The organism is Parachitinimonas caeni, from assembly GCF_030129945.1.
Classification (GTDB): domain Bacteria; phylum Pseudomonadota; class Gammaproteobacteria; order Burkholderiales; family Chitinimonadaceae; genus Parachitinimonas; species Parachitinimonas caeni.
In genome coordinates, this window is the sequence record NZ_JARRAF010000005.1 from 24080 (window position 1) to 50979 (window position 26900).

A 26900-nucleotide genomic window follows, 5' to 3' on the forward strand; every position below is an offset into this window, starting at 1 on the left:
GGTTTCATCAGGAAAGATCCGAACATGACACAAGTACACCCGACAGTCAGAGAATTCCTCACCCGCCAGGGTTTACCAATCGAGCCTCGGGCGGATGGCAGGATCGTGCTGACGATTGATCAACGCTACCGGATTGCCTGCACCCCTGCAGCCGGTGATTTGCTGCTGGAAACCCGGATCGGCAACCTGCCACTGGATGCCAAACGCAAGGATGAAGTGATCGACCGCATCATGCAGTTGTCGGGCAGCCGGCTGAACGAGCATGCCGATGGCCCGGTACTGCAAGATGATCAATCCACCGTAGCGCTACAGCGCCACGTTCCACGCACCGTCACGCTGTTTGAATTTGAGCGTGCCCTGGGTGAGTTTGCCAATGGCGCCGCCTATTGGAAAAGCGCCATGAAGGGCGAACTGGAATGAGGCTGCACCCATCTGTGCGCCGTCTCTGCGCACCCTGGTTACTCAGCCTGGCCATGGCGCTGCCGGCAGCAGCGGCCACTCCGCCCTGGCCGATGGCGAGTTACTCGTACTATGCGGACAATATTTCGCTGCAGAAGCTGTTGGAAGATTTTGCCACCCAGTTTGGCGTCACTGTTCAGATCAGCGCGGCCGTCAAAGGTAATGTCAATGGCCGTATCGTTGCCGCCAGCCCTAGTGAGTTCTTGAATCGCCTCTCCAATAGCTATGGCCTGATGTGGTTCTACTATGGCGGTTCGCTCTACATCACCAAATCAACCGAAATCGTGACCAAGCCGGTGTCTGCGGCAGGAACCACGCTGCCCAGCCTCAAACAGGCACTGACGGATCTGGGGTTGGTCGATAGTCGATTTGGTTGGGGGGATTTACCCGAACGCGGTGTCGCGCTGGTGTCTGGTCCGCCACCCTATGTGGAGTTGATTGCCAAGGCGGTGGCCGATCTCCCCGCGATACCGGCAGATGAAAATGTGACCGTTTTCAAGCTGAAGCATGCGACAGTGGATGATCGCACCATGTATTTCCGGGACAAGCAGATTACCACCCCCGGTGTGGCGACCATCCTGAAAAACCTGATTTCCGGCAACAATGCCGCCTCCGGCACGCAAACCCAGGTTCTGGAACTGGCCGCTGCGCTACGTACCGCCCCCGGCCTTGCACCCAATGAGCCGGCTCCGGCCAATGGCGCTGCGGCGGGAAGTGCTGCGCCCTCGGGGGGTAGCGCTCTGCCAGCCAAGGCGATGCCCAATGGCGGTGGCGGCAAGCGTGAACCTTCCGTGCAGGCTGACCCGCGCATCAACGCCATCATCGTGCGCGATACCCCGGATCGCCTGCCGATTTACGCCAAGCTGATCGAACACCTCGATGTGCCGGTATCGTTGATTGAGATCGAAGCCATGATCGTCGATGTCAACAGTACCAAGCTGAGTGAACTGGGTATTGATTGGGCTGGCCGCGATGGCAAGGTGGCGGGTGGCTTTGGCGTTGTCGGCAGTGGCAATGAAAAAGGCGGCATCACCCTGAATCGTGGCAATGGGGTCAACCCAAGCACAATTTTGCTCGATAGTGGCAATTTCCTGGTGTCGCGCATCAAGGTGCTAGAGGGAATTGGCGATGCGCGGGTACTCTCTCGGCCGTCGATTCTGACCGTTGATAACCTTGGCGCGTTGCTTGATTTGTCAGAGACCTTCTACATTCGTGTAGCGGGCGAGCGGGCCGCGAACGTGGTACCAATCACTACCGGAGTGTCCCTCAAGGTGACCCCTCATATCACCGAGCGCGATGGGCAGAAGCTGATTCAGCTGGTGATCGATATTGAAGATGGCGCAATCCAGGAGCAGAAGATTCAGGATCTGCCGACCGTGCGCAAGAGTGTAGTGAGCACCCAGGCGGTGGTTGGCGAGAACTCCAGTTTACTGATCGGGGGGTACAACTCGACGGTGGATGTGACGCAGGATGATCACGTGCCAATACTCGGGCAGATTCCGCTGTTCGGGGCTTTGTTCAGCCACAAAAAGACCGACCGGCAGAAGCGCGAACGTTTGTTCATGATCACGCCGAAAATTGTGACCTTGCCGCCTAAAAACTAGCTGCTCCGGCAGGGGTTGCACACCGCAAAGAGCCGTCCCGCAAGGATGGCTCTTTGCATTGGTGTTTGGCGCTGTTGATGTTTTTTCCGGACCGGCGACAAAACATCAACAGTGTCTCAGTCAGAGGGTGGGAGTCAGGGGCAAAAAAATAGCCCCAGCTTTCGCCGGGGCTGTCCAAGTACCCAAGGTTAACGCAGAGAAACAGTGTGTTACAGGTGCAGCGCAAAATGCTCGCTGTCCAGAGCCATCAGTGGCTTGGCCCCAGCCTTGAGCTTGGCGGTGAGGCTCAGATGCTCAGGGAACAGCTTGGCAAAATAGAAACGGGCGGTGGCGACCTTCGCCTGGTAGAACGCATCGCCAGTGTCGGCTTTGGCTTGCGCGGTCTTGACCATGCGTGCCCAGAAATAGCCGTACACCAAATGCCCCAGCAGGCGCAGGTAATCAACCGCCGCAGCGCCGGCTTCATCACGGTTGCTCATCGACTGCATGCCAATCTGCATGGTGATGTCGAGGATCTGCTTATTCAGGCTGGCCACTGGCTCAATGAACTCTTTCAGCTGTTCATCATCGCCATTGGCTTCACAGAACTTGTGGACGATCTTGGTAAACTTGCGCAGCTTGGTGGCCTGATCCATCAGCACCTTACGGCCGATCAGATCCAGTGCCTGGATGCCATTGGTACCTTCATAGATCTGAGAGATTCGGGCATCGCGCACAAACTGCTCCATCCCCCATTCGCGGATATAGCCATGACCGCCAAACACCTGTAGCCCCAGGTTGGTGGCCTCAAAGCCATTGTCAGTCATGAATGCCTTGGCAACCGGGATCAACAACGCCAGCAGGTCTGAGGCATCCTGTTTCTCGGCTTCATCCTGAGACTGGGTTTCAATGTCGAGCAACAGACCGAGCCAGGTCGAAAATACACGGCCGCCTTCGGCGTAAGCCTTCATGGTCAGCAGCATGCGACGGACATCGGGATGGACAATGATTGGATCGGCGGGCTTGTCGGGGAACTTGGGGCCAGCCAGCGCACGCATCTGCAAACGGTCTTTCGCGTAAGCCAAGGCTTGCTGGTACGACACTTCGTTCAGCCCCAGACCCTGCATGCCAACACCGAGTCGTGCCGCGTTCATCATGGTGAACATGCACTGCATGCCCTTGTTCGGCTCACCAATCAGATAGCCGACCGCGCCGTCGAAGTTCATGACGCAAGTGGCATTGGCCTTGATGCCCATCTTGTGCTCAAGACTGCCGCAAGCCAACTTGTTGCGGGCACCTACGCCGCCCTCTGCCGTCGGGATGAATTTGGGAACAATGAACAGGCTAATGCCTTTGACGTCTTTCGGAGCGTCGGGCAGGCGGGCAAGCACCAAATGCAGGATGTTGTCAGTAAGGTCGTGTTCGCCAGCCGAAATGAAAATCTTAGTGCCGGAAATCAGGTAACTACCGTCGGCTTGAGGATCCGCCTTGGTACGAAGAAGGCCCAGATCCGTCCCGCAGTGTGGTTCGGTCAGGCACATGGTGCCGGACCAGGTGCCGTCGATCAGCTTGGGCAGATACAGCGCTTTCTGCTCATCGGTACCGTGGTTGTTCACGGCGGCATAGGCGCCGTGAGACAGGCCTGGATACATGGCCCAAGCCATATTGGCAGAACACTGCATTTCGGAGATCGAGAAGCCCACTACTTTGGGCAGGCCCTGGCCGCCGTATTGGGGATCACAATCCAGGCCGGTCCAGCCGCCTTCAATAAACTGCTGATAGGCTTCTTTGAAACCTTTGGGGGTTTTGACTTCGCCATTGTCGAAGTGACAGCCTTCCTCATCGCCTGTCCGGTTCAGCGGGAACAGGACGTTTTCCGAGAATTTGGCGGCTTCTTCAAGCACCGAATCGAGCACATCGGGTGTGGCATCCTCGTACCCGGGAAGGGTGGCGAGTGTATTGCCGACTTCCAACACTTCGTGCATCACGAACTGCATGTCCCTCAAGGGGGCCTTGTAGCTTGCCATGACCTAGCTCCTCTGCAATCGGCGCCGCTGGGCGGCGAAGTCTTTTGCCTGGTAGTGTGGGGTGCCTGTCGGACAGTCAACCTAGAGCAAGCACTCACTTGACACTATCCTACCAGTTCATACGGATATTTCAAACAATCGTTTAATCGGTAGCGATTGCTATTCAGACTATTGGTACCGTCTCATACTGCTATTCCTATTTTAAACAATAGGTTGATATAAATATTTCTGAGGCTGGCCGCCCGGTGCTCTGGCAAATCTGGTGCAAAAATGGGCAAAAAAATGTTGCTGCACTCATACAACGAGCATAGAAGCCCGCCTTTCCGCCTGCTGAAAATCCTGTCGGCCAAAGTGAGGATGTGGGGCATGGAAGGCAGATGCTGGATGTTGCAGATAAGGCAACAGCGCCTAGAATGGCGGCATTGCTTTTTTGCTGCGGGCCCATCATGAGTGAAGCAGTCAAACAGTTGTCGATTGATCGCAACCCTGTTGCCAAGCCTAAACGACGCTGGAAATCGGTTGCCTTGTTGGTTGGTGTTGTCGGGATTGCGGCAGTCATAGCTGTTGCAAATAGCAAACGGCCAGCAGAGGTCGAAGTCGCCAAAGTGACGCAGGCTTGGCCTTCCGCCCCGCTTACTCTATTGAATGCGACCGGCTACGTGGTTGCGCAGAAAAAAGCCTCGATTGCATCCAAAGCCAGTGGGCGGCTGGAGTGGCTGGGAGTGCGTGAAGGCAGTTCGGTGATGCAGGGCGAAGTGATTGCCCGTATCGAAAATGCTGATCAACAGGCGCAGGTGTCGCAGGCGCTGGCCAATGTCGAGGCTGGGAAAGCCCGACAACGTCAGGCAGAAGCGGAGGCTCTGGATGCCGAGCGCGCTTTTCGGCGGAGTGAGGAGCTACTGCGGCAAGGCTTTATCTCCAACTCCTCGCACGATGCGGCGATTTCCCGATACAACCAGGCCAAGGCAGCGGTAGGGGCTCAGATTGCTGCCGTCAAACAGCTTGAGGCGGCATTGACGGCGGCCAGGGTCGCGCTGGATAGCACCTTCATCAAAGCGCCTTTCGCTGGGGTAGTTTTAACCAAGAATGCCAACGTGGGGGATGTCGTCACGCCATTCAACGCTAGCGCTGATTCGAAAGGTGCCGTGGTCACCATGGCCGATATGGCCACCCTCGAAGTCGAAGCGGATGTCTCGGAATCCAGCCTGTTCAAGGCTGTGCTGAACCAACCTTGCGAAATCCAGCTGGATGCCTTGCCAGATCTACGACTGGTTGGGCAGGTGCAAAGTATTGTGCCGTCAGTCGATCGTGCCAAGGCAACCGTCATGTTCAAGATCCGCTTTGTTGAAAAGGACGCCAGGGTGATGCCCGAGATGAGCGCCAAAGTCGCTTTCCTCTCGCGTGCTTTGGCGGCTGACGAGCGTAAGCCACGGTTGGCGGTGAATCCCAAGGCGATTGTCGATGGTGGGCAGGTTTATGTTTTGAATGCTGGAGTGGTGAAACGCACTACCGTGCAGCTGGGGCCAAAACTCGGTGATCTGATTGAGGTCAGGGGAGGGCTGAAGCTTGGGGATGTGGTGGTGCTGAACCCTGGGCCACTGCAGGATGGCGCCAAGGTTCTGGAGAAAAAGGCGTGAGCGGCCCGGCTGTTTCGTTAAGAGCGGTTGCCAAAACCTATTGGCGGGGCGGGCAGCCCGTGCCGGTGCTCACCGACATCAGTTTCGATATTCAGCATGGCGATTTTCTGGCGTTGATGGGGCCATCCGGTTCCGGCAAGTCTACCCTGCTAAATCTGATTGCCGGGATTGACCAGCCTACTGGCGGTGAAATCCGTGTTGATGATGTCGATATTGCCCGCTTGAGTGAATCGGAATTGGCAGATTGGCGGGCTCGCCATGTCGGGTTCATCTTTCAGTTTTATAACCTGATGCCGGTGCTGACCGCACTGGAAAATGTCGAGCTGCCCCTGATGTTGACCAGCCTGAATCGACGGCAACGACGCGAACATGCCCAGCTGGCGCTGGAGATGGTCGGCTTGGCGGAGCGGGTCGGGCACTATCCGAACGAACTGTCGGGTGGGCAGCAGCAGCGGGTGGCGATTGCGCGTGCCATCGTGACCGATCCGACGCTGATTGTGGCGGATGAGCCCACCGGGGATCTTGATCGCAAGTCAGCCGGGGAAATCCTCGATCTGCTTGATCGGCTCAATGGCGATCTCGGCAAAACCATCGTGATGGTGACTCACGACCAACGGGCGGCAGAGCGTGCCCATGCTATCCGGCACCTGGAAAAAGGCGAGCTGTCAGCGCTGGAAGTGGCGGTGAGCCGGCCCGTAACATCAGAGCGCGAAGGAGGGGGATGAGGATGGATGGAGCAGAGGCGGCAGTGTCGGCAGATCTGGGATTTCGATACCGGACGACCAAGGCCGGTGATGTCATGATCGACCACCACGGCTGCATGGTGACCCAGCTTCGCGGCAAGGGGGCGGCAGAATTCCTGGCGAAAGTCGCCCGTCTGGATGCCAAAGGGCAGCAACAGCTGATGGCTCGGGCAACCGGCAATTACAAGCGCGGCAACGAACGTGGGGCGGCCAGCCATGCCCGCAACCGGTGAGTGCTTATCCACAATCATGAGCAACAGGTCGGGTTGACGACGCATGGTGTTCTTCCTGCTGAAAATGGCTTTCAAGAATGCCGTTCGCCATCGGCTGCGGGCGATGCTGACCCTGTCTGGCATTGTGGTGGCGATTCTGGCCTTTGGCCTGCTGCGCACCGTGGTGGGGGCCTGGTATGCGGGGGCCGATGCCGCATCGGATAAACGCCTGATCACTCGCAGCTCGATTTCCCTGGTATTCAGTCTGCCGATTGCTTATGGCGAGCGTATCCGACAGGTGCCAGGGGTGAGCAGTGTCAGCTGGGCGAACTGGTTTGGCGGTGTTTACATCGAAGAGAAGAATTTCTTCCCGCAGTTTGCGGTCGATCCGGTGACTTATCTGCCGCTTTACCCGGAGTTTGTGCTGGACGAAGCCAGCCAGAAAGCCTTCATCCGCGACCGGCGCGGTGCCATGGTGGGCCGCAAGCTGGCTCAGCGCTTCGGCTGGAAAGTCGGCGATGTTGTCACGCTGCGCGGCACGATTTTTCCGGGCAGCTGGTCGTTTGTGGTGCGGGGCATCTACAAGGGACGCAATCAGAGTACCGATGAAAACCAGTTTCTGTTCCACTGGGATTACCTGAACGAGAAAATCCGCACGGTTGCTCCGCGTTACGCAGATCGGACGGGGGTGTTCGTAGTCGGAATTCAGGACGGCAGCGCTGCCGCTGAAATCAGCCAGCAGGTGGACGCCCTCTTCAAGAACTCGCTGGCTGAAACACTGACTGAAACTGAAAAGGCGTTCCAGCTTGGATTTGTGGCGATGACAGAGGTGATCGTGCAAGCCATCGAGATCGTTTCCTTTGTGGTGATCCTCATCATCATGGCGGTGATGGCCAACACCATGGCCATGTCGGCACGCGAGCGAACTGCAGAATACGCCACCCTGAAGGCTCTGGGGTTTCAGCCGATGTCGGTGGGCAGCCTGATTTTTGCCGAGTCGATGGTGCTTGGTCTGGCTGGCGGGGCGATGGGCATTGTGCTGACCTATCCCGCTGTGCGGGCGATTGGTGGGGCGCTCGACAATATCTTTCCCATTTTCAATGTCGCCGATAAAACCGTGTGGATGCAGCTGGGTGCTTCGCTGGTGATCGGGCTGTCGGCGGCCTGTGTGCCATCAATCCGTGCCATGCGGGTACGGATTGTTGATGGCTTGCGGGCCATTGCCTGAAGAGCCTGGACGTGAAATTCACCAACATTCCTTTTCATTACATCTGGCGCAATCTGCTGACCCGCAAGCTCACCACACTGCTGACGGCAGGTGGCATGGCGCTGGTGGTGTTCGTGTTTGCGGCGGTGCTGATGCTGGAAGCCGGCCTGCGCGAAACCCTGATTTCAACAGGCCAGCCTGACAATGTGGTGGTCATCCGCAAGTCCGCCCAGACCGAGGTGCAAAGCGGTGTGCAGCGACGTGAGGCCGCCATTGTCGAGAGTGAGCCGAATATTGCGGTCGATGCGCAGGGCGACAAGCTGATTTCGAAGGAAACCGTGGTGCTGATTTCCCAGCCCAAAAAATCCACCGGTCGCAAGTCGAATATCGTGGTGCGAGGTACTGGCGCCAAAGGTCTCGCCCTGCGCCCACAGGTTGTGCTGACGGAAGGACGGTTGTTCCGGCCGGGCAGTAGTGAGGTCATCGTCGGGCGCAGCATTCGCGATGGCTTTCACGGCGCCGCCATTGGCGACAGCTTGCGGTTTGCCCAACGCGACTGGACCGTGGTGGGGGTGTTCGATGCCGGCAAAACCGGTTTCAGCTCGGAAGTGTGGGGCGACTCGGAACAGATGCTGCAGGCTTTCCGGCGGACTGCGTATTCGGCTGTCGTGTTCAAGCTTTACGACCCGTCCAGCTTCGAGGCAATGAAGACCCGACTCGAAGCCGATCCGCGGTTGACCCTGGAACTGAAGACCGAAACCCGTTTTTATGCTGATCAATCTGAAGCGCTGGCCACTTTCATCAAGATTCTGGGCACAGTGCTCTCGATCATCTTTTCGATTGGCGCAATTATTGGTGCCATGATCACCATGTATGCTGCTGTCGCCAATCGGGTTGGCGAAATCGGCGCCTTGCGCGCGCTCGGATTTCAGCGACGTGCCATCATGGCCGCATTTTTGCTGGAGTCCCTGTTGCTGTCTCTAACAGGAGGTGTGGTGGGATTGTTGGCGGCTTCAACCATGCAGTGGTTTCAGTTGTCCACCACCAATTGGCAGACGTTTTCCGAGCTGGCGTTTTCGTTTTCGCTGACATCCGGCATCACAGTGCGTGTATTGCTGTTTTCGCTGGCAATGGGCTTCATTGGTGGGTTCTTACCGGCGGCACGCGCTGCGCGTATGAATATCGTCGATGCCTTGCGGGAGGGATAAATGCGCATCCTGCAAGTGACCGCCGAGGTCTTTCCGCTGCTGAAAACCGGTGGGCTAGCTGACGTGCTCGGCGCCCTGCCGGTTGCCCTGCAGCAGGCAGGATGCGATGTCCGGCTATTGTTGCCGGGCTATGCACCGATACTGGATGGCTTGCAGGATGTTCAGCCGCTGTTGCATCTGCCGGGCCGCTTTGGCCTGGCCGAAGTGACGCTGCGGCAAGGTCGGCTGCCAAATGGCCTGCTGGCTATCGTGATTGATGCGCCGGCGTTTTATTCGGGTGTGACGCACCCGTATCTCGACACAGAGCGGCGTGATCACCCCCTGAACCCCCTGCGGTTTGCACTGCTGGGCTGGGTGGCTGCTCAACTGGCTGCCGGCAGCCTGCCCGATTGGCGGCCCCAGATCGTGCATGGTCATGACTGGCATGCCGGGCTGGCGATGGCTTATATGGCAGATATGGCGCGCTGGCTTGGTTATCGTCCGGCTGGGGGCGTTTTTTCAGTCCACAACCTTGCTTATCTGGGTTGCTATCCGGCAACGATTTTTGGCGATCTTGGTTTGCCCGGCGCTTTCTACGGCATGGATGGCCTCGAATTCTACGGGGCTGTGTCGTTTATGAAAGCCGGCCTGTATTACGCCGACCGCATTACAACGGTAAGCCCTTCCTATGCCCGAGAAATCCAGTCGGGCGAGCAGGGGTGTGGCTTGCATGGATTGTTGCAGCGGCGGCGTGGGGAGTTGACCGGGATTTTGAATGGTGTCGATTACACCGTCTGGAGTCCTGAAGACGACGTTTGGCTGCCTGCGCGCTACGGCTCAGCCAACCTGGCCGGCAAGTCGCAGTGTAAAGCGGCGTTGCAAGCAGACTGGGGCTTGCAGCCCGATGCCTCGGCGCCGTTGTTTGTGGTGGCCAGTCGTCTGGCGGAACAGAAGGGCTTGCATCTGGTGCTGGCCGGGTTGCCACAGTTGCTGGAGCGCGGCGGACAACTAGCCGTGCTGGGGCGGGGCGAAGCGGCGCTGGAGCGGGCTTTTCAAGCGGTGTCGGCCGAATACCCAGGACGGGTGGCAACACGGATCGGTTACGACGAAGCCAGCGCCCATCGGCTGTTTGCTGCTGCTGATGTCGTGCTACTGCCCTCGGTCTACGAACCATGCGGGCTCAGCCAGCTGTATGGGCTGCGTTATGGCGCGCTACCCCTGGTCCGGCATGTGGGAGGGCTGGCGGATACCGTGGTCGATTGCACGCTCGAAGCACTCGATGATGACACGGCTACCGGCTTCGTCTTTCAGTCCCTCGACTTGTCAAGCTATCTAGCCGCCTTGCGGCGCGCCTTCTCGCTCTACCGCCGGCCCGCCGACTGGCTCGTTGTTCAGCAAAGAGCCATGCAACAGCGCTTTGACTGGCAATCCGCCGCAGAACGCTATTTGGCGCTGTACGCCGAGGCGATACCGCCTTGGGCGGTTGCTGGCCGGCAGTAGCGTTTGTTTTGCCACGGCACGCCTGTCAATGTCACGTCAACAGAGCCTAGCCATGCCCCAGTAACTTCACTCAACCTAAAAACGGCATTGGTGATTTGCTGAGGGCAACCAGGACGATATAGCCAAAGCACATCAAAGCACCAACGAAGGCGGTTAGCCTGATCTGGCGGGTTTTGCCACGTTTGAGGGCGATGGTGCCGAGCACGATATAAACCAGCAGCGCCAGTATTTTTGCCATCAGCCAGCTCTGCGCCAAGGGGTTGAAGCCGAAGCTGACCGCCATACTGATCGCGGCGGCCAGCAGGACGGTGTCGTTGATATGCGGCACGATCTTGACCCAGCGCGCCTGCAGACGCGGGTTATCGGTCAGCATCCAGGCCCCTCGCAGTAAAAACAGCAGTAGGGAGAGGGCTGCAGCGGTCATGTGAAGGTGTTTGAGGGCAACGTAGGGCATGGTGGGTTTCCCAAGTGCAAAGTCCGCCATTTAAGCCCAGAAGCCCGCTGTCGCAAAGCGCCTTGCTGCAGAGGGCCGGGCGTTGTCGCGGCAATGGCCGGAGCCAGCTGCTGCAATCCGGCTATAATCGGCGGGTTTCCCTCAAGTGACTGCCCCATGACTGCATCTCTGTATCGCGGCCGCCGTGAGCGATTGGCCGCCACTCTGAAAGAAGGCATCGTGGTGGTGCCGACTGCGCCACTGAAAACCCGTAATGACGATAGCGATTACCCCTATCGCTTCGATAGCAACTTTCACTATCTGAGCGGCTTTCCCGAGCCGAATGCGGTGCTGGTGATGGTGCTGGGGGATCGGCCCCGGTCCATTCTGTTCTGTCAGCCCAAAGACGAAAAAAAGGAAATCTGGGAAGGCTATTTGTACGGCCCTCAGGTAGCGCGTGAACAATTCGGCTTTGACGAGGCGTATCCGATTGCCGAGCTGGATCAACGGCTGGCCGAGTGGCTGGTGCATCAGCCCGTGCTGCATTTCCCCCTGGGTGCCGATAGCAGCTGGGATGGCCGGATGATTACGCTGATGAACCAGGTTCGGGCCGCCGCCCGCAATGGGGAGCGTGTACCGGATCAGCTCTCGGATGTGCGGGGAGCGATTGCCGAGATGCGTTTGATCAAGGATCAGACCGAGATTGGGTTGATGCGGCAGGCCGGGCAAATTTCTGCCGAGGCGCATCGACGGGCGATGCAGGCCAGTCGCCCCGGCATGATGGAATATCAGCTGGAAGCCGAGCTGCAATATACGTTCTACCGCCACGGCAGCCGCTTCCCGGCCTATACCAGCATCGTGGCCTCCGGGCTCAATGCCTGTGTACTGCACTACGGCGAAAACAACCGGCAGATGCACGATGGCGAGCTGGTGTTGATTGATGCCGGCTGCGAATTCCAGGGTTATGCCTCGGATATCACCCGTACATTTCCCGTCAACGGCCGGTTCAGCGGGCCGCAAAAGGCCATTTACGAGCTGGTGTTGGCTGCGCAGCATGCAGCCATCGACTGCATTCGCCCCGGCACACCGTTCACCGAGCCGCATGACGTGGCACTAAAGGTGCTGACGCAGGGTCTGATCGACCTGAAACTCCTGACCGGTAGCGTTGAGAGCGCTATCGAACAAGGCAGCTACCGTCAGTTTTATATGCACAAAACCAGCCACTGGCTGGGGCTGGATGTGCATGACGCCGGATCTTACAAAATTGATGGCGTGTCACGTCGCTTGCAGCCTGGCATGGTGCTGACCGTGGAACCCGGGCTGTATTTCCGCCCGGCGGCCAATGTGCCGGCCGAGTTCACCCACATCGGGGTACGTATCGAAGATGACATTCTGGTGACGGCCGAAGGCTATGAAAACCTGACCATCGATGCGCCGAAAACCGTTGCTGATATCGAATCCGTCATGGTCCGCTGATGAAAACAAATGCCATCCCGCGTCATGTAGACGTGCTGATTGTCGGAGGCGGGCCAGTAGGTGGGGCGCTGGCCTTGCTGCTGGCCAAGTCGGGGGTTGATTGTCTGCTGGTCGAAGCCCGGCGCGCCCGTCCCAAAGATGCCAGGGCACTTGCAGTGTCCTGGTCGAGCCGGCATACGCTGGACGGCCTCGGCGCCTGGAGCCGTCGCGCAACCGCCATCAATGAAGTGCATGTGTCGCAGCAAGGCGGCTTTGGCCGGGTGCGGTTGCGGCGTAGCGATCTGGGTTTGCCGGCGTTGGGATACGTGACGGGCTACAGCGATCTCGCTGCAGCGATCGACCGTGAGCTGGAGTCCTCTGCGGCGGTTTGTCTGTTCGGTGCCAAGGTCAGCTCACTCCGCATGCTTGATCGATATGGCGTGGCGGAAATTGAAACCGAACAGGAACGCGAACTGGTAACGGCACGACTGGTGGTGCTGGCCGAAGGCGGGCGCCTGGCTGAGGAGGTCGGGCTGATTGCCAATAGTCACGATTATGGGCAATGCGCCGTCGTGTGCGAACTGACCACTGATCGACCCCACGACCATGTGGCCTACGAGCGCTTTGCTCATGATGGCCCGCTGGCCTTACTGCCCAATGGCAACGGCTTTTCGCTGGTCTGGACCCGCCCCCTGGCACTGGCTGAAGATACATTGAACCTGAGCGAGGCGGCGCTGCTGGCGGCCCTGCAGGCGCGCATGGGGGATCGTGTCGGTTGTTTTGTTTCGGCTGGGCCGCGTAGCGTGTTTCCGCTCAAACATCGCTGGCTACGCGAAACCGTTGGGCGGAGACTGGCGGTTATCGGCAACGCGGCGCAAACCCTGCATCCTGTAGCGGGTCAAGGCTTCAATCTGGGGCTGCGTGATGCCTTGGCGCTGGCACAGATACTGGCTCAGGGGGGCGACCCGGGTTCGCCAGAGGTGCTCCGCCGCTATGCCAACGCACGCAAAGGCGATAGTACGGCGACCAGCTTGTTTACCGATGGCCTGGTGCGGCTGTTCTCGCGCCCGGATAGTCTGTTCGGACAGGCCAGCGCTGTAGGCATGACGCTTCTCGATAATCTGCCGCTGGCCCGCAAGGGATTCGCGGCGCGGATGGTTTTTGGCAGCCGGGTGGTGCCACGATGACGCAGGAATTTGATATCGCCATTTGTGGCGGTGGATTGGTGGGGGCCACCTTGGCGTTGGCCTTGGCTGATAGCCCATTACGGGTTGCCATGATCGAAGGTCGCCAGCCAGCTCCGCCAACGGGAGAGGCTTGGGATAGCCGCATCTATGCCGTCAGCCCACGCAATCGCCATTTGCTGCAGCAGCTAGGCGCCTGGCAACGCTTGCCGCTTGATCGTATCGGCAATGTGCAGGATATGCGGGTGCGGGGCGATGCCGGCGGTACGTTGCACTTCAGTGCGGTGGATGTGGGCAGTGACGAGCTGGCAACAATTATCGAAAACTCGACTTTGCAGACCGCTATCTGGTCCGCGCTGGCTGATCGTGGCAATGTCAGCCTGCTCTGCCCGGCCCGCCCTCAAGGGGTCGAGTGGGGACAGCAGGCTGCAACGCTGATCCTGGAAGATGGCCAGACGCTGAAAACCCGCTTGCTGGTGGCAGCAGATGGGGCGGAGTCATGGTTACGGCAGCAAGCCGGCATTGGTATTAGCCAGGCGCCCTACGAGCAACAGGGGGTTGTGGCGAATTTCGAGTGCTCGCGACCGCATGGCTTTGTTGCCCGGCAATGGTTCCGGCAGGATGGGGTGCTGGCATGGCTGCCCCTGCCAGGGAACCGGATCTCGATTGTCTGGTCAACGCATGATGCCAAGGCCGCCGAACTCAAAGCGTTACCTGCTGACGCGCTATGCGAGGCGGTCGCTGCCGCTGGAGGGCGGGAGCTCGGTGAGTTGCGTCTGATTACCCCGGCGGCTGGCTTTCCGTTGCGGCTTACCCATGTCAAATCGCTGGTATCACCACGGCTGGCGTTGATTGGCGATGCTGCCCATACTGTGCATCCGCTGGCGGGGCAGGGCGTCAACCTGGGCTTTCAAGATGCTCGGGTGTTGGCCGATGTGCTGTTGGGGGCTGGCAGACGAGACCCTGGGGATTACCTGCTGCTGCGGCGCTATGAGCGGGCGCGGCGGGAGGACGTCATGATGATGCAGGCTGTTACGCATGGTTTGGATCGTCTGTTCCGACCACAGCAAGCCCCCATAGCCTGGCTCAGGAATGCCGGTTTGACCTTGACGGACAAGATGGGGCCGCTCAAGCGCTTGCTGATCAGACAGGCCTTGTAGTCGATGTAGCGATAATAAATTTGATTGAAAGCAGTAATCAGGACTGGGTTCGGGCCGTTGGCCGCAGGCCCGATATATCTACCAACTGGCAAACTGTCACCGACAGAGACCCAAACCAACTTAGGAAATTCAAGATGAAACGTTCTTTTGCGCCTCGTGCCGTTGTAGCGGCCTCGGCAGTCATTCTGGCGCTGGCTGCCTGTGCCAATGCAGCCAATGAAACCGACACGGTCAAAGCCGAGTTGAAGAAGAAATTCCCTGGCCGCGAAGTACAGAGCGTCCAGAAAACCCCGTTGAAAGGCATCTATGAAGTCGTGATGGTGCCCAAGCAGATCGTTTATACCGATGCCAAGGGCGATTACGCCTTTGTGGGAGGGGATCTGGTTGACATCAACAAGAAGCAGAGCCTGACGGAAGCCCGTTATGCCGAGCTCAACAAGACCGACTTCTCCAAGCTGCCGTTTGAACTGGCTATGAAGACGGTGCGGGGCGACGGCTCGCGCAAGCTGGCGGTGTTTACTGACCCAGATTGCCCATTCTGCAAGAAGCTCGAGCGCGAAGGACTGAAAGAACTGGATAACGTCACCATTTATTACTACCTGTACCCGATCCCGACCCTGCATCCTGATGCCGCACGCAAGTCTGCACTGGTATGGTGTTCGGGTGAGCAGCAAGTACAAAGCTGGAACAAGCTGATGCGTGAAGACGTTCAGCCCGCAGGTGACGGCAAGTGCGATAACAACCCGATTGCCAAGATCGACGAGCTGGCGAAAAAGCTCGATATCACCGCAACACCTACCATGGTATTCGAAAGCGGTGAAATCGCTGCGGGTGCCATGGATAGCAAGATGCTGGAAGCCAAGCTGGCGGCCAAGCCGAAGAAACAGTAAGGCAAGGAATGGGGTAGGGGGCGATGCAGTCATACCGTCAACTTGCCCTGGGACTGGTGGTGGCGTTGTCCAGCCACGCCATGCTGCTGCTGTTGCCAGCGGCTGGACCGCACAGCCAGTCCTCTCCACTCACCGAATTACAGTTGAAAGTCAGGCGTTCGGCCGCTACCAGCACTTTCCAGTCCGTGGCACGCGAAGCCACCACCGAATCCGCTGCAGCCGTTGCCCCTCCGCCAGAGCAGAAAGCGCCTCTGGTGCCCAACCAGGTGCAACTGGCCGCAAACCCGGAGATAGGTCCCCCGGTCCCTCAGCCGCCTCAGCTGACTGAAATTATTGAAGAGCCAGGTAATCGCAAGTCGGTTGAAATGCAGACGTCGGGTCGGTCCTCCCTGCCAGACTGGTTGCGCGACCTGGCAAAGCTGCCCGAAATCGACACCCACTACTACGAGTCGCGCGAACTGGATACCACTTCTCGTCCAATCGACGCCATGCAGCCGGAAGAGCCTGCCGATTACGCCGACAACCCGCAGAATGGACTGGTCAAACTCCGTGTGCTGATCAACGAGAAGGGTGAAGTAGACGACATCATCATTCTTGATAGCAGCCTGCCCGATGCCTACACCAAAGCGGCACTCGACGCTTTCCGAAAGGGCCGCTTCACTCCGGCTATCCGGGGCACTGAATACGTGCGGAGCCGCAAGGATATCGAAGTCTGTTTTGGCTTTTGTCCCGACTAGGCTCTGCGCGCATCGCCTGTCCGGGTTGAAAATCCCCGCACATGTCATCAAGTCCCCTCAAATTGACCGTAAGAAGGATGGTCAATGACCTTCTCGGTTACCGACCCTTTGCGCTGTAACAAGGATTCCCGTTTCTGCGCTTTCTAAACTGATGCGTTTGGCTGCATGCGCCAATCCAGCGCAATGTGATCAGTCGATGAAATGTCCTTGGCACCGGGCCCTCTCCGGCGTTTGGGCAGGTACAATCCCGTCGCCTTTGTTGTCCGCTGAATTTCTGGAGTATTCATGTTGAGATTTCTTCCAGCCCCGCTGAAAGGGGCATTGAATGCCCTGGCCCTGGCACTCAATACCATCCTATGGGCAATCATGATTTTTGCGATGGCTATCGTAAAACTGCTGCTGCCATTCAAAGCGGCACGCAAACCTGTTGATCGCATTCTGCAAAACCTGGCCAGCAACTGGATTACCGGCAATGGCATCTGGATGCATCTCACCCAGAAAACCCGTTGGCAAGTCTCCGGTGTGGATGATCTGCAAGCAAAGGGCTGGTATCTGGTGAATTGCAACCATCAATCCTGGGTGGATATTTTTGTCCTGCAGCGTGTATTCAATGGCCGTATTCCGTTCCTCAAATTCTTTCTCAAACAAGAGCTGATCTATGTGCCGGTGATGGGGCTGGCCTGGTGGGCGCTGGATTTTCCATTTATGAAGCGACATTCCGCAGCCTATCTGGCGAAACATCCAGAAAAGCGGCTTGAAGACCAGGAAACCACACGCAAGGCTTGCGCCAAATTTGCGCTGATTCCAACCAGCGTCATGAGCTTTGCCGAAGGAACGCGGTTTACACCGGGCAAACATCGCCATCAGCAATCACCGTATCGTCATTTACTGCGGCCCAAGGTCGGTGCCTTGGCGCTGGCACTGAATGCAATGGGCGAACGATTCCAGGCTCTGATCGACGTCACTATTGTCTACCCCGAGGGCGTACCCAATTTCTGGCAGTTCATGTGCGGCAAAGTGGATCGGGTGGTTGTTCATGTGAAGAGCCGCCCCATCCCTGCCAATCTGATCGGACGGGATTACGGTGCCGATGCAGAATTCCGCACCAGCATCCAGCAATGGGCGAATGAAATGTGGGATGAAAAGGACAGGCTGATTACGGAACTACATGAAGAAAAGGAAGCACTACCGGTTTGAGGATCGGTATTTCTATGATGTTGATTTAAAAATATCGCGCATTTTAGATCGTTGGGCTGATTTTTTGAGTTGTAACTATGCGCTAGAATTTTGCCTTGTTTTTGATTGCAAAATAAAAAACTAGCAAGTGATTGGCGCGGTGTGGTGTTGGATGTACTGCGAGACAAAATATGGGGTCTGTGCGTAGCTATATTGTAAGAGGTGTTTATTGAGCAGAATTATTAATTCGTTCGACAGGAATGGTAATCCTCGCCTTTCTACCGACCAGTATTATTTTGGTTTGGTGCAAGCATCTTATGGGCGCCTTAGCGTTCGGCATGGCCTTCCTTTCGGTGGGACCGGGGCGGCGGCTATTCTTGGGCCAGATCTGAAATTGTCCGGCGCCTCACAGGTAAATTCTCCGATTGCTACACACCAACTCTGGAGCGCTGGATTTTCTGCAATTGGCAACGGCCGGCCAAATTGTGGGTTTAGATCAGATCCAAACAATCTGAGCTGGATACGCGGGCATTTAATCAATGGCAGTTGGGGTGGGCCTGGTCATGACTGGTGTAACCTCACTCCGCTTACCAGCGTAGCAAATAGCAACCATAAGTTGATTGAAAGTTTTATCAATGCCTATCTGGAAGCCTGTTTGAGGTATGAGCAGGCGGATTATCGTGACCGCTGGTATGGTGTGTATTACATGGTTACGTGTTCGCGAGATCCCTTTGCCGACAATGCAATTGATAATCGCGGCGAGTTGTATGCCTATGCGCCGGCTTATATTAAAGTGAGCTGGCGTGCCATTGAAATTCTCAAACCGGTTGGCATGCCCATTTCCGGTGCACTGATGAATAGTCTGCCATTTAATAGTGTCTTACATTTCCCAAATCAGTTTGGTGTACCCGTCTTACCGGCCGCTGTACTTGCGGCAGGCGTATTGCCAATTCCTGGGAACGTACCAGGCACCAGTCAATTGTTGTTTGCGCCACCTGCTAATTTTCCCCCTCGGCAAATCAATGGGTTTGATGGGGATATTGAGATTCATCAGAGCTAAGTGCCTTGCGTCTGGCGCGTGAACGTCGAGACTTGGCCTGCGCAAGAAAGATTGCATGACTCCCCGAAAACAAACAGCCCGCTCATCAAAGCGGGCTGTTTGTTTTGGTGGTGCAGAGACTACTTCGCCAGTTTGATGATCTGGGTGGCGGTGAAGTTGGTGGTGACGGGTTGAGACATCTTGCCGGACGAAATTTGCGTGCCATCAAGTGTGCCGCTATCAAAGGCCAGACGCGACGTCAGGTTGGCGTTCATTACCGATGTGCCGGTAAAGACGTTGTTGTTGGTAATACCGGCGATCACGTCATATGAGTAGTTCAGCCCCGGATCAATCGTGATATCGAACTCGATCGGCAACTTGCCATTCCCCGCTGCCAGCGTAAAGAAGGCGATATACGACTGTGAACCGGTGTCTGTCGGGCGTTGCCAGATTCCGTCGTTGGCGCTGCCGCTGTAAGCCAGCGAGAACTGTGCGGAGAACGGTGTAGTGGTACCCGATTTGATGATCCGGCCTTCCAGCGAAGTGGCGGTGGTGAAGGTTGCGTTGATCGAATTTGCAGAGTTCGCGACTTCGGTCAGGGTCAGCGTGGTGTCGGTTGCGCTACCTGTCCACACGGCTAGCGAGGTATAGCTGGTATCAATCTGTAAACCGACAACCAGTCCGCTGTTCACATCTTGCATCAGCACCAGATAGTCGCCGGAACCAATCGTCCACAGGCCATTGATGGCTGCCAGTGCCGGTTGGGCAAAAGCCATCAGCGACAGCGTCAGCATACCGAGCAGTAACCTGAAGCGATGGGTGATGGGTTGGATTGCTTTCATGTGAGTTTCCCTCTGTATTATGGAAAACCCCAATACTAGCGTTAGCGGTGAAAAGGCGGCAAACGTGAAATATCTGATTACAGATAAATGCCCGATTGTCGCCTGATTGCAGTCAATGCAAGTAGTTGACTACATCTGCTTGAAGAGATGGTTGAATGCCCGGCTCACTGGCAGCTTATGGCCAAGGTGCTTCAGTGACAGGGTGATTTTGCCAGTCAGGTCGCGGCTGGCTTCGCGAATCTCTCGAACATTCACCAAGGTACCTCGATGCACTTGCCAGAACGCATCGGGATCGAGCTGGTCGGTCAGTTCCTTGAGCGACATGCGAATCAGGTATTCCCCCTGGGTGGTGACAACGCTGGTGTATTTGTCGCTGGCCTGAAAATAGCAGACTTCCTCTACCGGAATCAGTTTGACTTCCTGGCCAATACCGGCACGGATCCACTTCAGCCGCTCAATAGGTGTTGCTTGGCCTGCAGGGGTGTTCAGCAGCGCTCTGAGCTGGCCCAGCAAGGCATCGCTCAGCGCATGGTCGCCATTGGCCAGCTTTTGTTTGAGGCGGTCGATCGTGGCGGCCAGCCGTTCGTCTGCAACGGGCTTGAGCAGATAGTCAGTGGCATTGCGCTCAAAGGCTTCGATGGCGTATTGATCGTAGGCGGTGATAAAGACGCAGTGCGTGTCATTGGCGCTACGGGCGACTTCCAACCCGGTCAGGCCCGGCATCTTGATGTCGAGGAAGGCGACATCCGGCTGATGGGTGGACAACATGGCAGCGGCTTCGATGCCATTGCGGGCGATGCCGATGAGGTCGAGTTCAGGCCAGAGCAGGCCGAGGCGTTGTCGCAGGTATTCGGCCAACAGTGGTTCGTCGTCAGCGATCAGGGCGGTGGGTTTGTGCATGGCAGGGTGATTTCAGCGATGACCCCAACGGGTTGATTTTCATAGAGTGCCAACTGGCCCGCCGGGCCGTAGATGGCAGTCAGCCGCTCCTGGACATTGGCGAGACCCAGACCCGAGCCTCCTTGGCTTTTGCCCAGGCCCAGACCATTGTCACGAACCGAAAGTTTGAGCAAACCTGCTTCGCGGCGGGCGGTGATTTTGATTTCACCCCCATCCAGCTTGGGTTCCAGTCCATGACAGATGGCGTTTTCGACCAGAGGTTGCAGCAGCATCGGTGCAAATTCGATGTCTTGCAGCTCGGCGGGGCAATCAATACGAAAGCGCAAGCGATCTGCCATCCTGATCTGCAGGATAGACAAATATGCGCGCAACAGGTCGCACTCCTGCTTCAGGGTGCCATGCTCATCACGGCTGCGGGCCAGCGAGGCGCGTAGATAATCGTTGAAATACATCAGCATGCGCTTGGCTTCAGCCGGAGCGATGTCGATCAGGCTTTGTACATTGGCCAGGGTATTGAATAGAAAGTGAGGCTCGATCTGGGCTTGTAGCATCTTGAGCTGGGCTTCGGCGAGCTGGCGGGCCTGAGCGGCAGCCAGTGACTGCTCGGCATGGAAGGCCGCTTCGAGACGTGCAGCGCGAATCCGTGAGTAGAGGAAGATCGTGATCATCCCGGCGACAACCATGAACAGGCCGAGAATACGAAACAGGTGACGAGGTTCTTCCAGCGCCCATTCGAGTTCTTCGCGGGTGAAGCGCATCGAGAAGTTGATGCCCAGTCCCAGCATCGTGCCGGCTACAACCGCGCCAAAGTACACATAGATTTCACGATTCTGGCTGGGTTTGATCAGCCACATTGCCGTCAGCGTGACGGCCAGAACGGTGAAGCCGATGGTGTGCGTGGTCACCATCGCTCGCACGATGGGCGAGCCCTGCAGGGCAAAGAAGGTGCCGACCAGGGTGTTGATGATGGCGCATAGCAATACATCGCGCTTGAATCGGGCGCGGCTGAATGCCGGTGTGCTGGCTGGGGGTGTTTGAGGCATATCGGTTGCGACCAGGGGTACTGGCCTGCGTGATGCGGGAGCCTCTAACTTGAATGAAAACACGGCCCGCTTCAACAGGCGTGTTGTTCAAGCGCCATGCGGCTATGGGGAAGCGCCCAGGCTTCGTCGCCGACCGGGCCGGACCATTGGCTGCGTAACAGGCGCCACTCACCATCGCTTCCGCGCTGCCAGATGCTGCTGTAACTCAGGCCGGCTTCGGCAATCTGCCCGACTTCCATCACCATATCGAAACCGCTGGGCCACCATTCCTGAGTCTGAATGGCATCAGCCAACCCCGACAAGCGCCGGGCCAGCCAGTGGGCGGCAATATTGCGGCCACGTAGCACATCGCCATTGGGGCAGATCACGACGGCGTCAGTAGTCAGGCAGTCGTTGAGTGTCCCGATCTGGCACAGCTCGCGATGGCGCCGTGTAATCGCCACCCGAAATGGTTCGCTTCGGGGCAAGGGGTTGGCAGGTTGACTCATTCTGGCAAGAAGCATGGCCCAATCCTCTTTCTGCTTTCTTTTGATAGGACGCAGCCTAATCGGCTTGCTGCGCCAGCTCTAACGGCTTGCGATGGAATGCGTCAATTGCGGGATGAATGGTGAATTCAGCCGATGAAATTGTCCGGCAACAAGGAAGGCATTGGCGTTATATGCCGCGAGGGGGGCAGAAGTGGCGGGTATTGCTGTAGAAGGCCGTATCCTGCTGTGGCCACCAGCCGGGGATGCCCAGCACCGGAAGCGGTGGTAGATCGCGCGGGGCCTGCAGGCTGTTCCGAGCCAGGTGGCTAGCAATCTGCGCGTCGAGCTGTACCAGCTGCGTGGCAAGGGACTGCGCAAAGAAATCCGCCTGGACCGGCACGATCATGACTTTTGCGGTGATGCCGATAAATGGTGTCAGCAGTTTTTCGAGCAAGGCATGGCCAAACACATAGCCGTTGATGGTCTGGCCCCAGGCCGTACGGGCGGTTTGAAACAGCTGGTGCCAGTTCTTGTGTTGCAGCGCTTGGGCCAAAGCATGGTCGGCGCAGGCAAGGATCAGGCCTGATTCGTCGAACAACGTGGCGGCATCGCGTTGCGGGCCGCGTTTTGACTGATTGTGTGGCGCTGCCGGCAGGTGTTCGCTGTGCAGGGTATTGAGAGCGGCCTTGCTGCGCGGATAAGCCAGCCAGATCAAGGCATTGAAGGTGTCATGCCAGTTGGCTGGGCGGGTCGGTACTTCGCCGAGTGTGGCAATCGTGTATTCGTAGCCGGGTTCCAGTGGCTGGCGGTCAATGAATTGCACTGGCAGACCCGAAGCCAGGCGCGGCCGCAAGGCATCGGGCAAGGTCTGCCACTGGGCAGTCGTCGGAAAGTGCTGCCAGCCCAGTTGCTGCAATACCGGGCGGATGCAGGCATAAGCCGGGTGCTGCACCAGCCAGTCAGTGGGCCAGTCTGGTTGGCGGACATCGGGCGCGGCAGGGGGGCTCATGGCGTTGAAGTTCTTCGACGGAACAGGCGATAAGGCTCCTTCTTTTCATCGCCAGGGCGGGCACCGTGCCAGATTTCCTGCCAGGCCTGTCGCTGCAGGGTGATGGCCATGGGTAAATCGTGCCCCTGCACCAGAATGGCATCGCAGTTGGTACCACCGTCGATTTCCAGTCGGTGCAGGCGGAATTGGCCGTAGTAGTCGAACATGGCCCGCTGTGGCTCACCCAGATGCCAGGAGGTCGTGCAGCGGGTATCGGCTGGCATGGCGGCTCGTATCTGCTTGACCAGCGGTCCGAAGCCGCTGCCCCATTCCAGCCAGGGCAGCCAAAGCAGCATGAAACACAGCCAGACGGCAGCCAGACCGGAACACCAGCTGGTAATGAAGCCGCTTAGCCCTTGTCGCCAGTGTCGTCGCGCCAGCCAACCCAAGGCCACGGCACCAAGTAGTGCCAGCATCGGGCGCCATAACTCGAATTGCGCGACAAAGCCCGGTCGCATCGCCAACCAGCGTGGGCCTTTCAGTGCCGGCATGCCCGTCTGCAGGCCAATCCAGCCCAAAACCAAGAGCACCCAGACCAGCCCGAACAGCAGCCAGGGAATCAGGGCAAAGCTCAGCCGCTGTGGTTGGCGTTCCTGGCCATACAGGGGGGTAATCAGCATGACGAGCGGCGGTAACAGTGGCAGTGCATAGAGTGCTCGGGCATCTGAAGCCAATGACAAGACGGCCAGCGCCAACACGAAATACAAGGTGGGCACCAATAACTGGCTGTCTTGCCGTAGCTGCTTGCGCCGGGTCCAGACCGTCCATAGCGCAATCGGCCAGAGCGGCAGGGCAAACCAGGGCAGGATGGCAAAATAGCCACCTGGCTCTGGTTTGGGGCCGAGCGTATTCAGACCGAGGAAGCGGCCAATATTGTTATCCCAGGCCCATACCGCAAAGAGTTCGGGATGACGCAGCCACAAGGCGATGGGCCAGATCAGCAGCCACGGCAGCGCGGCATAAAATGCCTGACGCATGGCTTGCAGGTAGAGGCGACTGCGTGCCGGTGCGTGCAGGATGGGCAGCGCAGCGGCAGTGACGCCAAGCAGGCCCGGGCCGAGCAAGCCTTTTGACATGAAGGCGATGCCCATGCCGGTGCCAAACCAGATGCCAGCCCAGCGTGGCTGCCGCCAGATCAGGCTCAGTCCAGTCAGACCGCAGGCGATACCGGCCATCAACGCCAGATCAGTAATCAGTTGGTGGGCATGCACCAGTAAGCCCAGGCTGCTGACCAAGCCCAGTACGGCCAGGCGGCCCGTTCCGGGGCGGGTTTTATCGTGTGTCGCGCATGCCAGCGCGGCCATGCTAAGGCCGATGAACAAGGCGCTGGCAAGGCGGGCTGCATCATGAAACGGCAGCAAGCCACCGAAGGCCCAGCCCATCAGGGCGGCCAGCAGAAAGAAGATCGGAGGCTTTTCCATGAAAGGCTCACCCGCCAGGGTGGGCACAATCCAGTCCCCAGTGGTGGCGATATGGTGAACCAGGCCAACCGTATACGCTTCGTCTGGCTTCCATGGGGTGCGACCGAGCAGGCCGGGGATCAACCAGCAGGCGATGATCAGGATGAGACCACCGTGCTGGCGAAGGAATGGCGCGACACGCATTTCGTTGGCTTCTACTTTTGTGGGTCGGGGGCGGCGATTCTAGCAGTCTGTCGGATTTTCGGGCGCACAGGTGAAAGCGTAGGAACGAGGGTTCGGATTGGCTGGCTTTGAGGCACATGGCGGATTTAGGCACCAGAAATCCGCCGAAACGCGATCTGCAAACCTTACGTCAGCAGAACCAGGGGTGTCGCAAATCCACCGCTTCTACCGTGCCAATTCAGGCTCAAAGTGACCGAGTGCCAGTTCCGGGCTGGCGCCGTCAACGCGAGGCGGTATGATCAAAGCCGGTATCTACTACTCACAGGTCAAAACCATGAATCGCGGCCTTGCGTCTCCTCGTCAGTTTCCCAATCCGGACAACCTGGTAGCCCTGCAGATTGCCGATGCGTTGCTGGATGGATTCAACAAGCACTATCGTCTGTTCCGGGAATGTAGCCGTCAGGCAAAAGACCGGTTTGAAGTCGGCAACTGGCAGCAGGTGCAAAGAGCTGCCAAGGAGCGTATCCAGTTTTATGACGATCGGGTGCAGGAAACCGTAGAAAGGCTGCAGAATGAATTCCATGCCGGGTCGCTGGAGGAGCCGGTCTGGCAGCAGGTGAAGCTGCTGTATATCGGTCTGCTGACCGATCACAAGCAACCGGAATGTGCAGAGACTTTCTTCAACTCGGTCTGCTGCCGGATTCTGCACCGCGAGTATTTCAACAACGACTTCATCTTTGTGCGGCCGACGATCTCGACCGAGCATATCGAGTCCGACCCACCTACCTATCGCAGCTACTATCCCAACAAATTCGGCCTGCGGCGCACGGTCCGGCAGATTATCGAGGATTACGGCTGGCGCCGACCCTTTACCAATCTGCAGCGCGACATCACCTGTCTGATCGACGCGCTGCGTGAACACCTTGGCGGTACTTGGCCGCATGCGGATGCCAATTATCAGATTCAGGTGCTGTATTCGCCGTTCTACCGCAATAAGGCGGCCTACATCATTGGCAAAGCAGTCAATGGCAATCAGGAATACCCATTTGCCGTGCCGGTGTTGCATGACAGCGAGGGCGGCTTATATCTCGACACCATTCTGCTCGACGCTCGCCGCATTGGTGTGTTGTTCAGCTTCAGCCGCGCTTACTTTATGGTCGATATGGAAGTGCCATCCGGCTATGTACAGTTCTTGCGGGCGATGCTGCCAACCAAATCACGCGCTGAGCTTTACACCATGCTGGGCCTGCAGAAGCAGGGCAAGACTATGTTCTATCGCGATTTCATGCACCATTTGCGCCATTCGCGGGATGACTTCATTGTGGCGCCGGGTATTCGTGGTCTGGTGATGCTGGTGTTTACGCTGCCGTCCTATCCCTACGTGTTCAAGATCATCAAGGACGTCATCGCCCCGCCCAAAGAGATCAACAAGCGCGTGGTGCTGGAGAAATATCTGCTGGTTAAACAACATGACCGGGTCGGGCGGATGGCGGATACGCTGGAGTTCTCCAATGTGGCTTTTCCCAAAGCCCGCTTCACCGAAGAGTTGTTGCAGGAGCTGCGGGAGCTGGCGCCTTCGGTCATGGAAGAAAGTGACGATACGGTGGTGGTCAAGCATCTGTATATCGAGCGGCGCATGGAGCCGCTGAATATGTATCTGATGAATGCCGACGAGGAGATGCTGGAGCATGGCATCCGTGAGTACGGCAACGCTATCCGCGAACTGGCTTCTGCCAATATCTTCCCTGGCGACATGCTGTTCAAGAACTTCGGGGTGACGCGCTACGGTCGAGTGATTTTCTACGACTATGACGAAATCGAATACATGACCGACTGCAAGTTCCGCAAGATTCCGATTCCGCCTACTCCCGAGTATGAAATGATGGCGGAGCCGTGGTACCCGATTGCCCGCAACGATGTATTCCCTGAAGAATTTGCCACTTTCCTGCTAGGCGAAGCCAAGGTGCGGCAGATCTTCATGCGGCACCATGCCGACCTGCTTACCGTCGATTTCTGGCGCGACAAGCAAAAGAAAATCGCCCAAGGGCATATCGAAGATTTCTTCCCTTATCCCGAGAATCTGCGCTTCTCTTCACGGGCTCAGGAAAAACTACGCGACTAGGCTCTGTTGACATTTTATTTCCGGATCGCGTTTCGTCGGATTTGGGCCTGATGCAAGGCGAAAAGCGCGCCGCTTAGTGGTAAGCCACGCGATTTCCCGGCTGGGCGCACAGGCTGTAAGGCTTGCATTGCAAGCCTTACAGCCTGGCAGTCAACACCGCAGCAGGCCCAAATCCGGCGAACCCCTCCGTCCCCGCAAGGGGGATGCCGTGGCTGTAAGCCGCTTTGCGGCAACAGCCACGCAAGGCCAGGTCGATTTTTGGGGCA

At 57.6% G+C, this 26900-nt stretch carries 24 protein-coding genes; 16 read left to right on the forward strand and 8 right to left on the reverse strand.

All coding sequences use genetic code 11. The features are described from left to right. The first annotated feature begins 24 nt into the window (after positions 1–24). Together PZA18_RS05515 and sctC are read left to right on the forward strand one after the other, a co-directional pair. Positions 25–420 (forward strand): CesT family type III secretion system chaperone, encoded by a 396-nt coding sequence (locus tag PZA18_RS05515; protein ID WP_284099805.1) that lies wholly within the window; start codon positions 25–27, stop codon positions 418–420. Continuing rightward, on the forward strand, positions 417–2063 hold the full coding sequence (gene sctC / locus PZA18_RS05520; protein ID WP_284099806.1) for a type III secretion system outer membrane ring subunit SctC: 1647 nt from the start codon (positions 417–419) through the stop codon (positions 2061–2063). The genes PZA18_RS05515 and sctC overlap by 4 nt, the downstream gene beginning before the upstream one ends. A gap of 209 nt (positions 2064–2272) precedes the next feature. Here sctC and PZA18_RS05525 read toward each other — a convergent pair whose 3' ends face one another. Further along, the gene (locus PZA18_RS05525; RefSeq protein ID WP_284099807.1) at positions 2273–4069 is read right to left on the reverse strand and encodes an acyl-CoA dehydrogenase C-terminal domain-containing protein; all 1797 of its coding nucleotides are present in this window, start codon (positions 4067–4069) and stop codon (positions 2273–2275) included. A gap of 446 nt (positions 4070–4515) precedes the next feature. Between PZA18_RS05525 and PZA18_RS05530 the strand changes: the two genes are divergently transcribed. From PZA18_RS05530 to glgA, 6 genes are read left to right on the forward strand one after another with little or no spacing between them, the layout of a single operon-like run. After that, positions 4516–5706 (forward strand): efflux RND transporter periplasmic adaptor subunit, encoded by a 1191-nt coding sequence (locus PZA18_RS05530; RefSeq protein ID WP_284099808.1) that lies wholly within the window; start codon positions 4516–4518, stop codon positions 5704–5706. Then, positions 5703–6431 carry an ABC transporter ATP-binding protein gene (locus PZA18_RS05535; RefSeq protein WP_284099809.1) on the forward strand — a complete coding sequence of 243 codons (729 nt, stop codon included), beginning with the start codon at positions 5703–5705 and terminating at the stop codon, positions 6429–6431. Before PZA18_RS05530 ends, PZA18_RS05535 begins: the two co-directional genes overlap by 4 nt. A gap of 2 nt (positions 6432–6433) precedes the next feature. Beyond that, on the forward strand, positions 6434–6682 hold the full coding sequence (locus PZA18_RS05540) for a hypothetical protein (protein WP_284099810.1): 249 nt from the start codon (positions 6434–6436) through the stop codon (positions 6680–6682). A 43-nt stretch (positions 6683–6725) separates the two neighbouring features. Next, the gene (locus PZA18_RS05545; RefSeq protein WP_284099811.1) at positions 6726–7889 is read left to right on the forward strand and encodes an ABC transporter permease; all 1164 of its coding nucleotides are present in this window, start codon (positions 6726–6728) and stop codon (positions 7887–7889) included. An 11-nt stretch (positions 7890–7900) separates the two neighbouring features. Beyond that, entirely contained in the window at positions 7901–9076 is a 1176-nt protein-coding gene (locus PZA18_RS05550; protein WP_284099812.1) for an ABC transporter permease, read from the forward strand. Further along, a complete protein-coding gene (gene glgA, locus PZA18_RS05555; RefSeq protein ID WP_284099813.1) occupies positions 9077–10555 on the forward strand; it encodes a glycogen synthase GlgA in 1479 nt (492 codons plus the stop codon). Positions 10556–10625: 70 nt separating this feature from the next. Here glgA and PZA18_RS05560 read toward each other — a convergent pair whose 3' ends face one another. Continuing rightward, positions 10626–11009: a SirB2 family protein gene (locus PZA18_RS05560; RefSeq protein ID WP_284099814.1), complete on the reverse strand. Its 384-nt coding sequence runs from the start codon at positions 11007–11009 to the stop codon at positions 10626–10628. A gap of 156 nt (positions 11010–11165) precedes the next feature. On the opposite strand from PZA18_RS05560, the gene pepP reads away from it, so the two are divergent. From pepP to PZA18_RS05595, 7 genes are all read left to right on the forward strand, one after another. Further along, the gene (gene pepP, locus PZA18_RS05565) at positions 11166–12464 is read left to right on the forward strand and encodes a Xaa-Pro aminopeptidase (RefSeq protein ID WP_284099815.1); all 1299 of its coding nucleotides are present in this window, start codon (positions 11166–11168) and stop codon (positions 12462–12464) included. Then, the gene (locus tag PZA18_RS05570; protein WP_284099816.1) at positions 12464–13630 is read left to right on the forward strand and encodes an FAD-dependent monooxygenase; all 1167 of its coding nucleotides are present in this window, start codon (positions 12464–12466) and stop codon (positions 13628–13630) included. Before pepP ends, PZA18_RS05570 begins: the two co-directional genes overlap by 1 nt. Further along, positions 13627–14787 (forward strand): UbiH/UbiF family hydroxylase, encoded by a 1161-nt coding sequence (locus tag PZA18_RS05575; RefSeq protein ID WP_284099818.1) that lies wholly within the window; start codon positions 13627–13629, stop codon positions 14785–14787. The genes PZA18_RS05570 and PZA18_RS05575 overlap by 4 nt, the downstream gene beginning before the upstream one ends. Positions 14788–14921: 134 nt before the next feature. After that, a complete protein-coding gene (locus tag PZA18_RS05580; protein WP_284099819.1) occupies positions 14922–15677 on the forward strand; it encodes a DsbC family protein in 756 nt (251 codons plus the stop codon). Positions 15678–15700: 23 nt separating this feature from the next. Further along, positions 15701–16414: a TonB family protein gene (locus tag PZA18_RS05585; protein WP_284099820.1), complete on the forward strand. Its 714-nt coding sequence runs from the start codon at positions 15701–15703 to the stop codon at positions 16412–16414. Between the two features lie 285 nt (positions 16415–16699). Further along, positions 16700–17611 (forward strand): acyltransferase, encoded by a 912-nt coding sequence (locus PZA18_RS05590; protein WP_284099821.1) that lies wholly within the window; start codon positions 16700–16702, stop codon positions 17609–17611. A 208-nt stretch (positions 17612–17819) separates the two neighbouring features. After that, on the forward strand, positions 17820–18650 hold the full coding sequence (locus PZA18_RS05595; protein ID WP_284099822.1) for a hypothetical protein: 831 nt from the start codon (positions 17820–17822) through the stop codon (positions 18648–18650). Positions 18651–18769: 119 nt separating this feature from the next. Here PZA18_RS05595 and PZA18_RS05600 read toward each other — a convergent pair whose 3' ends face one another. The 6 genes from PZA18_RS05600 to PZA18_RS05625 all read right to left on the reverse strand — a co-directional run bounded on the left by PZA18_RS05600 (position 18770) and on the right by PZA18_RS05625 (position 24533). Then, complete coding sequence (locus tag PZA18_RS05600; protein WP_284099823.1) at positions 18770–19471, reverse strand: hypothetical protein; 702 nt, start codon at positions 19469–19471, stop codon at positions 18770–18772. A 129-nt stretch (positions 19472–19600) separates the two neighbouring features. After that, the gene (locus tag PZA18_RS05605) at positions 19601–20371 is read right to left on the reverse strand and encodes a LytR/AlgR family response regulator transcription factor (protein ID WP_284099824.1); all 771 of its coding nucleotides are present in this window, start codon (positions 20369–20371) and stop codon (positions 19601–19603) included. Next, complete coding sequence (locus tag PZA18_RS05610) at positions 20350–21414, reverse strand: sensor histidine kinase (RefSeq protein ID WP_284099825.1); 1065 nt, start codon at positions 21412–21414, stop codon at positions 20350–20352. The genes PZA18_RS05605 and PZA18_RS05610 overlap by 22 nt, the downstream gene beginning before the upstream one ends. A 71-nt stretch (positions 21415–21485) precedes the next feature. Then, positions 21486–21917, reverse strand: a complete 432-nt coding sequence (locus PZA18_RS05615) for a Cif family virulence factor (RefSeq protein WP_284099826.1) — start codon at positions 21915–21917, stop codon at positions 21486–21488. Positions 21918–22068: 151 nt separating this feature from the next. Next, a complete protein-coding gene (locus tag PZA18_RS05620; protein WP_284099827.1) occupies positions 22069–22890 on the reverse strand; it encodes a DUF3025 domain-containing protein in 822 nt (273 codons plus the stop codon). After that, on the reverse strand, positions 22887–24533 hold the full coding sequence (locus PZA18_RS05625) for an ArnT family glycosyltransferase (RefSeq protein WP_284099828.1): 1647 nt from the start codon (positions 24531–24533) through the stop codon (positions 22887–22889). The genes PZA18_RS05620 and PZA18_RS05625 overlap by 4 nt, the downstream gene beginning before the upstream one ends. A 313-nt stretch (positions 24534–24846) precedes the next feature. Between PZA18_RS05625 and aceK the strand changes: the two genes are divergently transcribed. Next, a complete protein-coding gene (aceK, locus tag PZA18_RS05630) occupies positions 24847–26634 on the forward strand; it encodes a bifunctional isocitrate dehydrogenase kinase/phosphatase (RefSeq protein WP_284100018.1) in 1788 nt (595 codons plus the stop codon). The last annotated feature ends 266 nt before the right edge of the window (positions 26635–26900 follow it).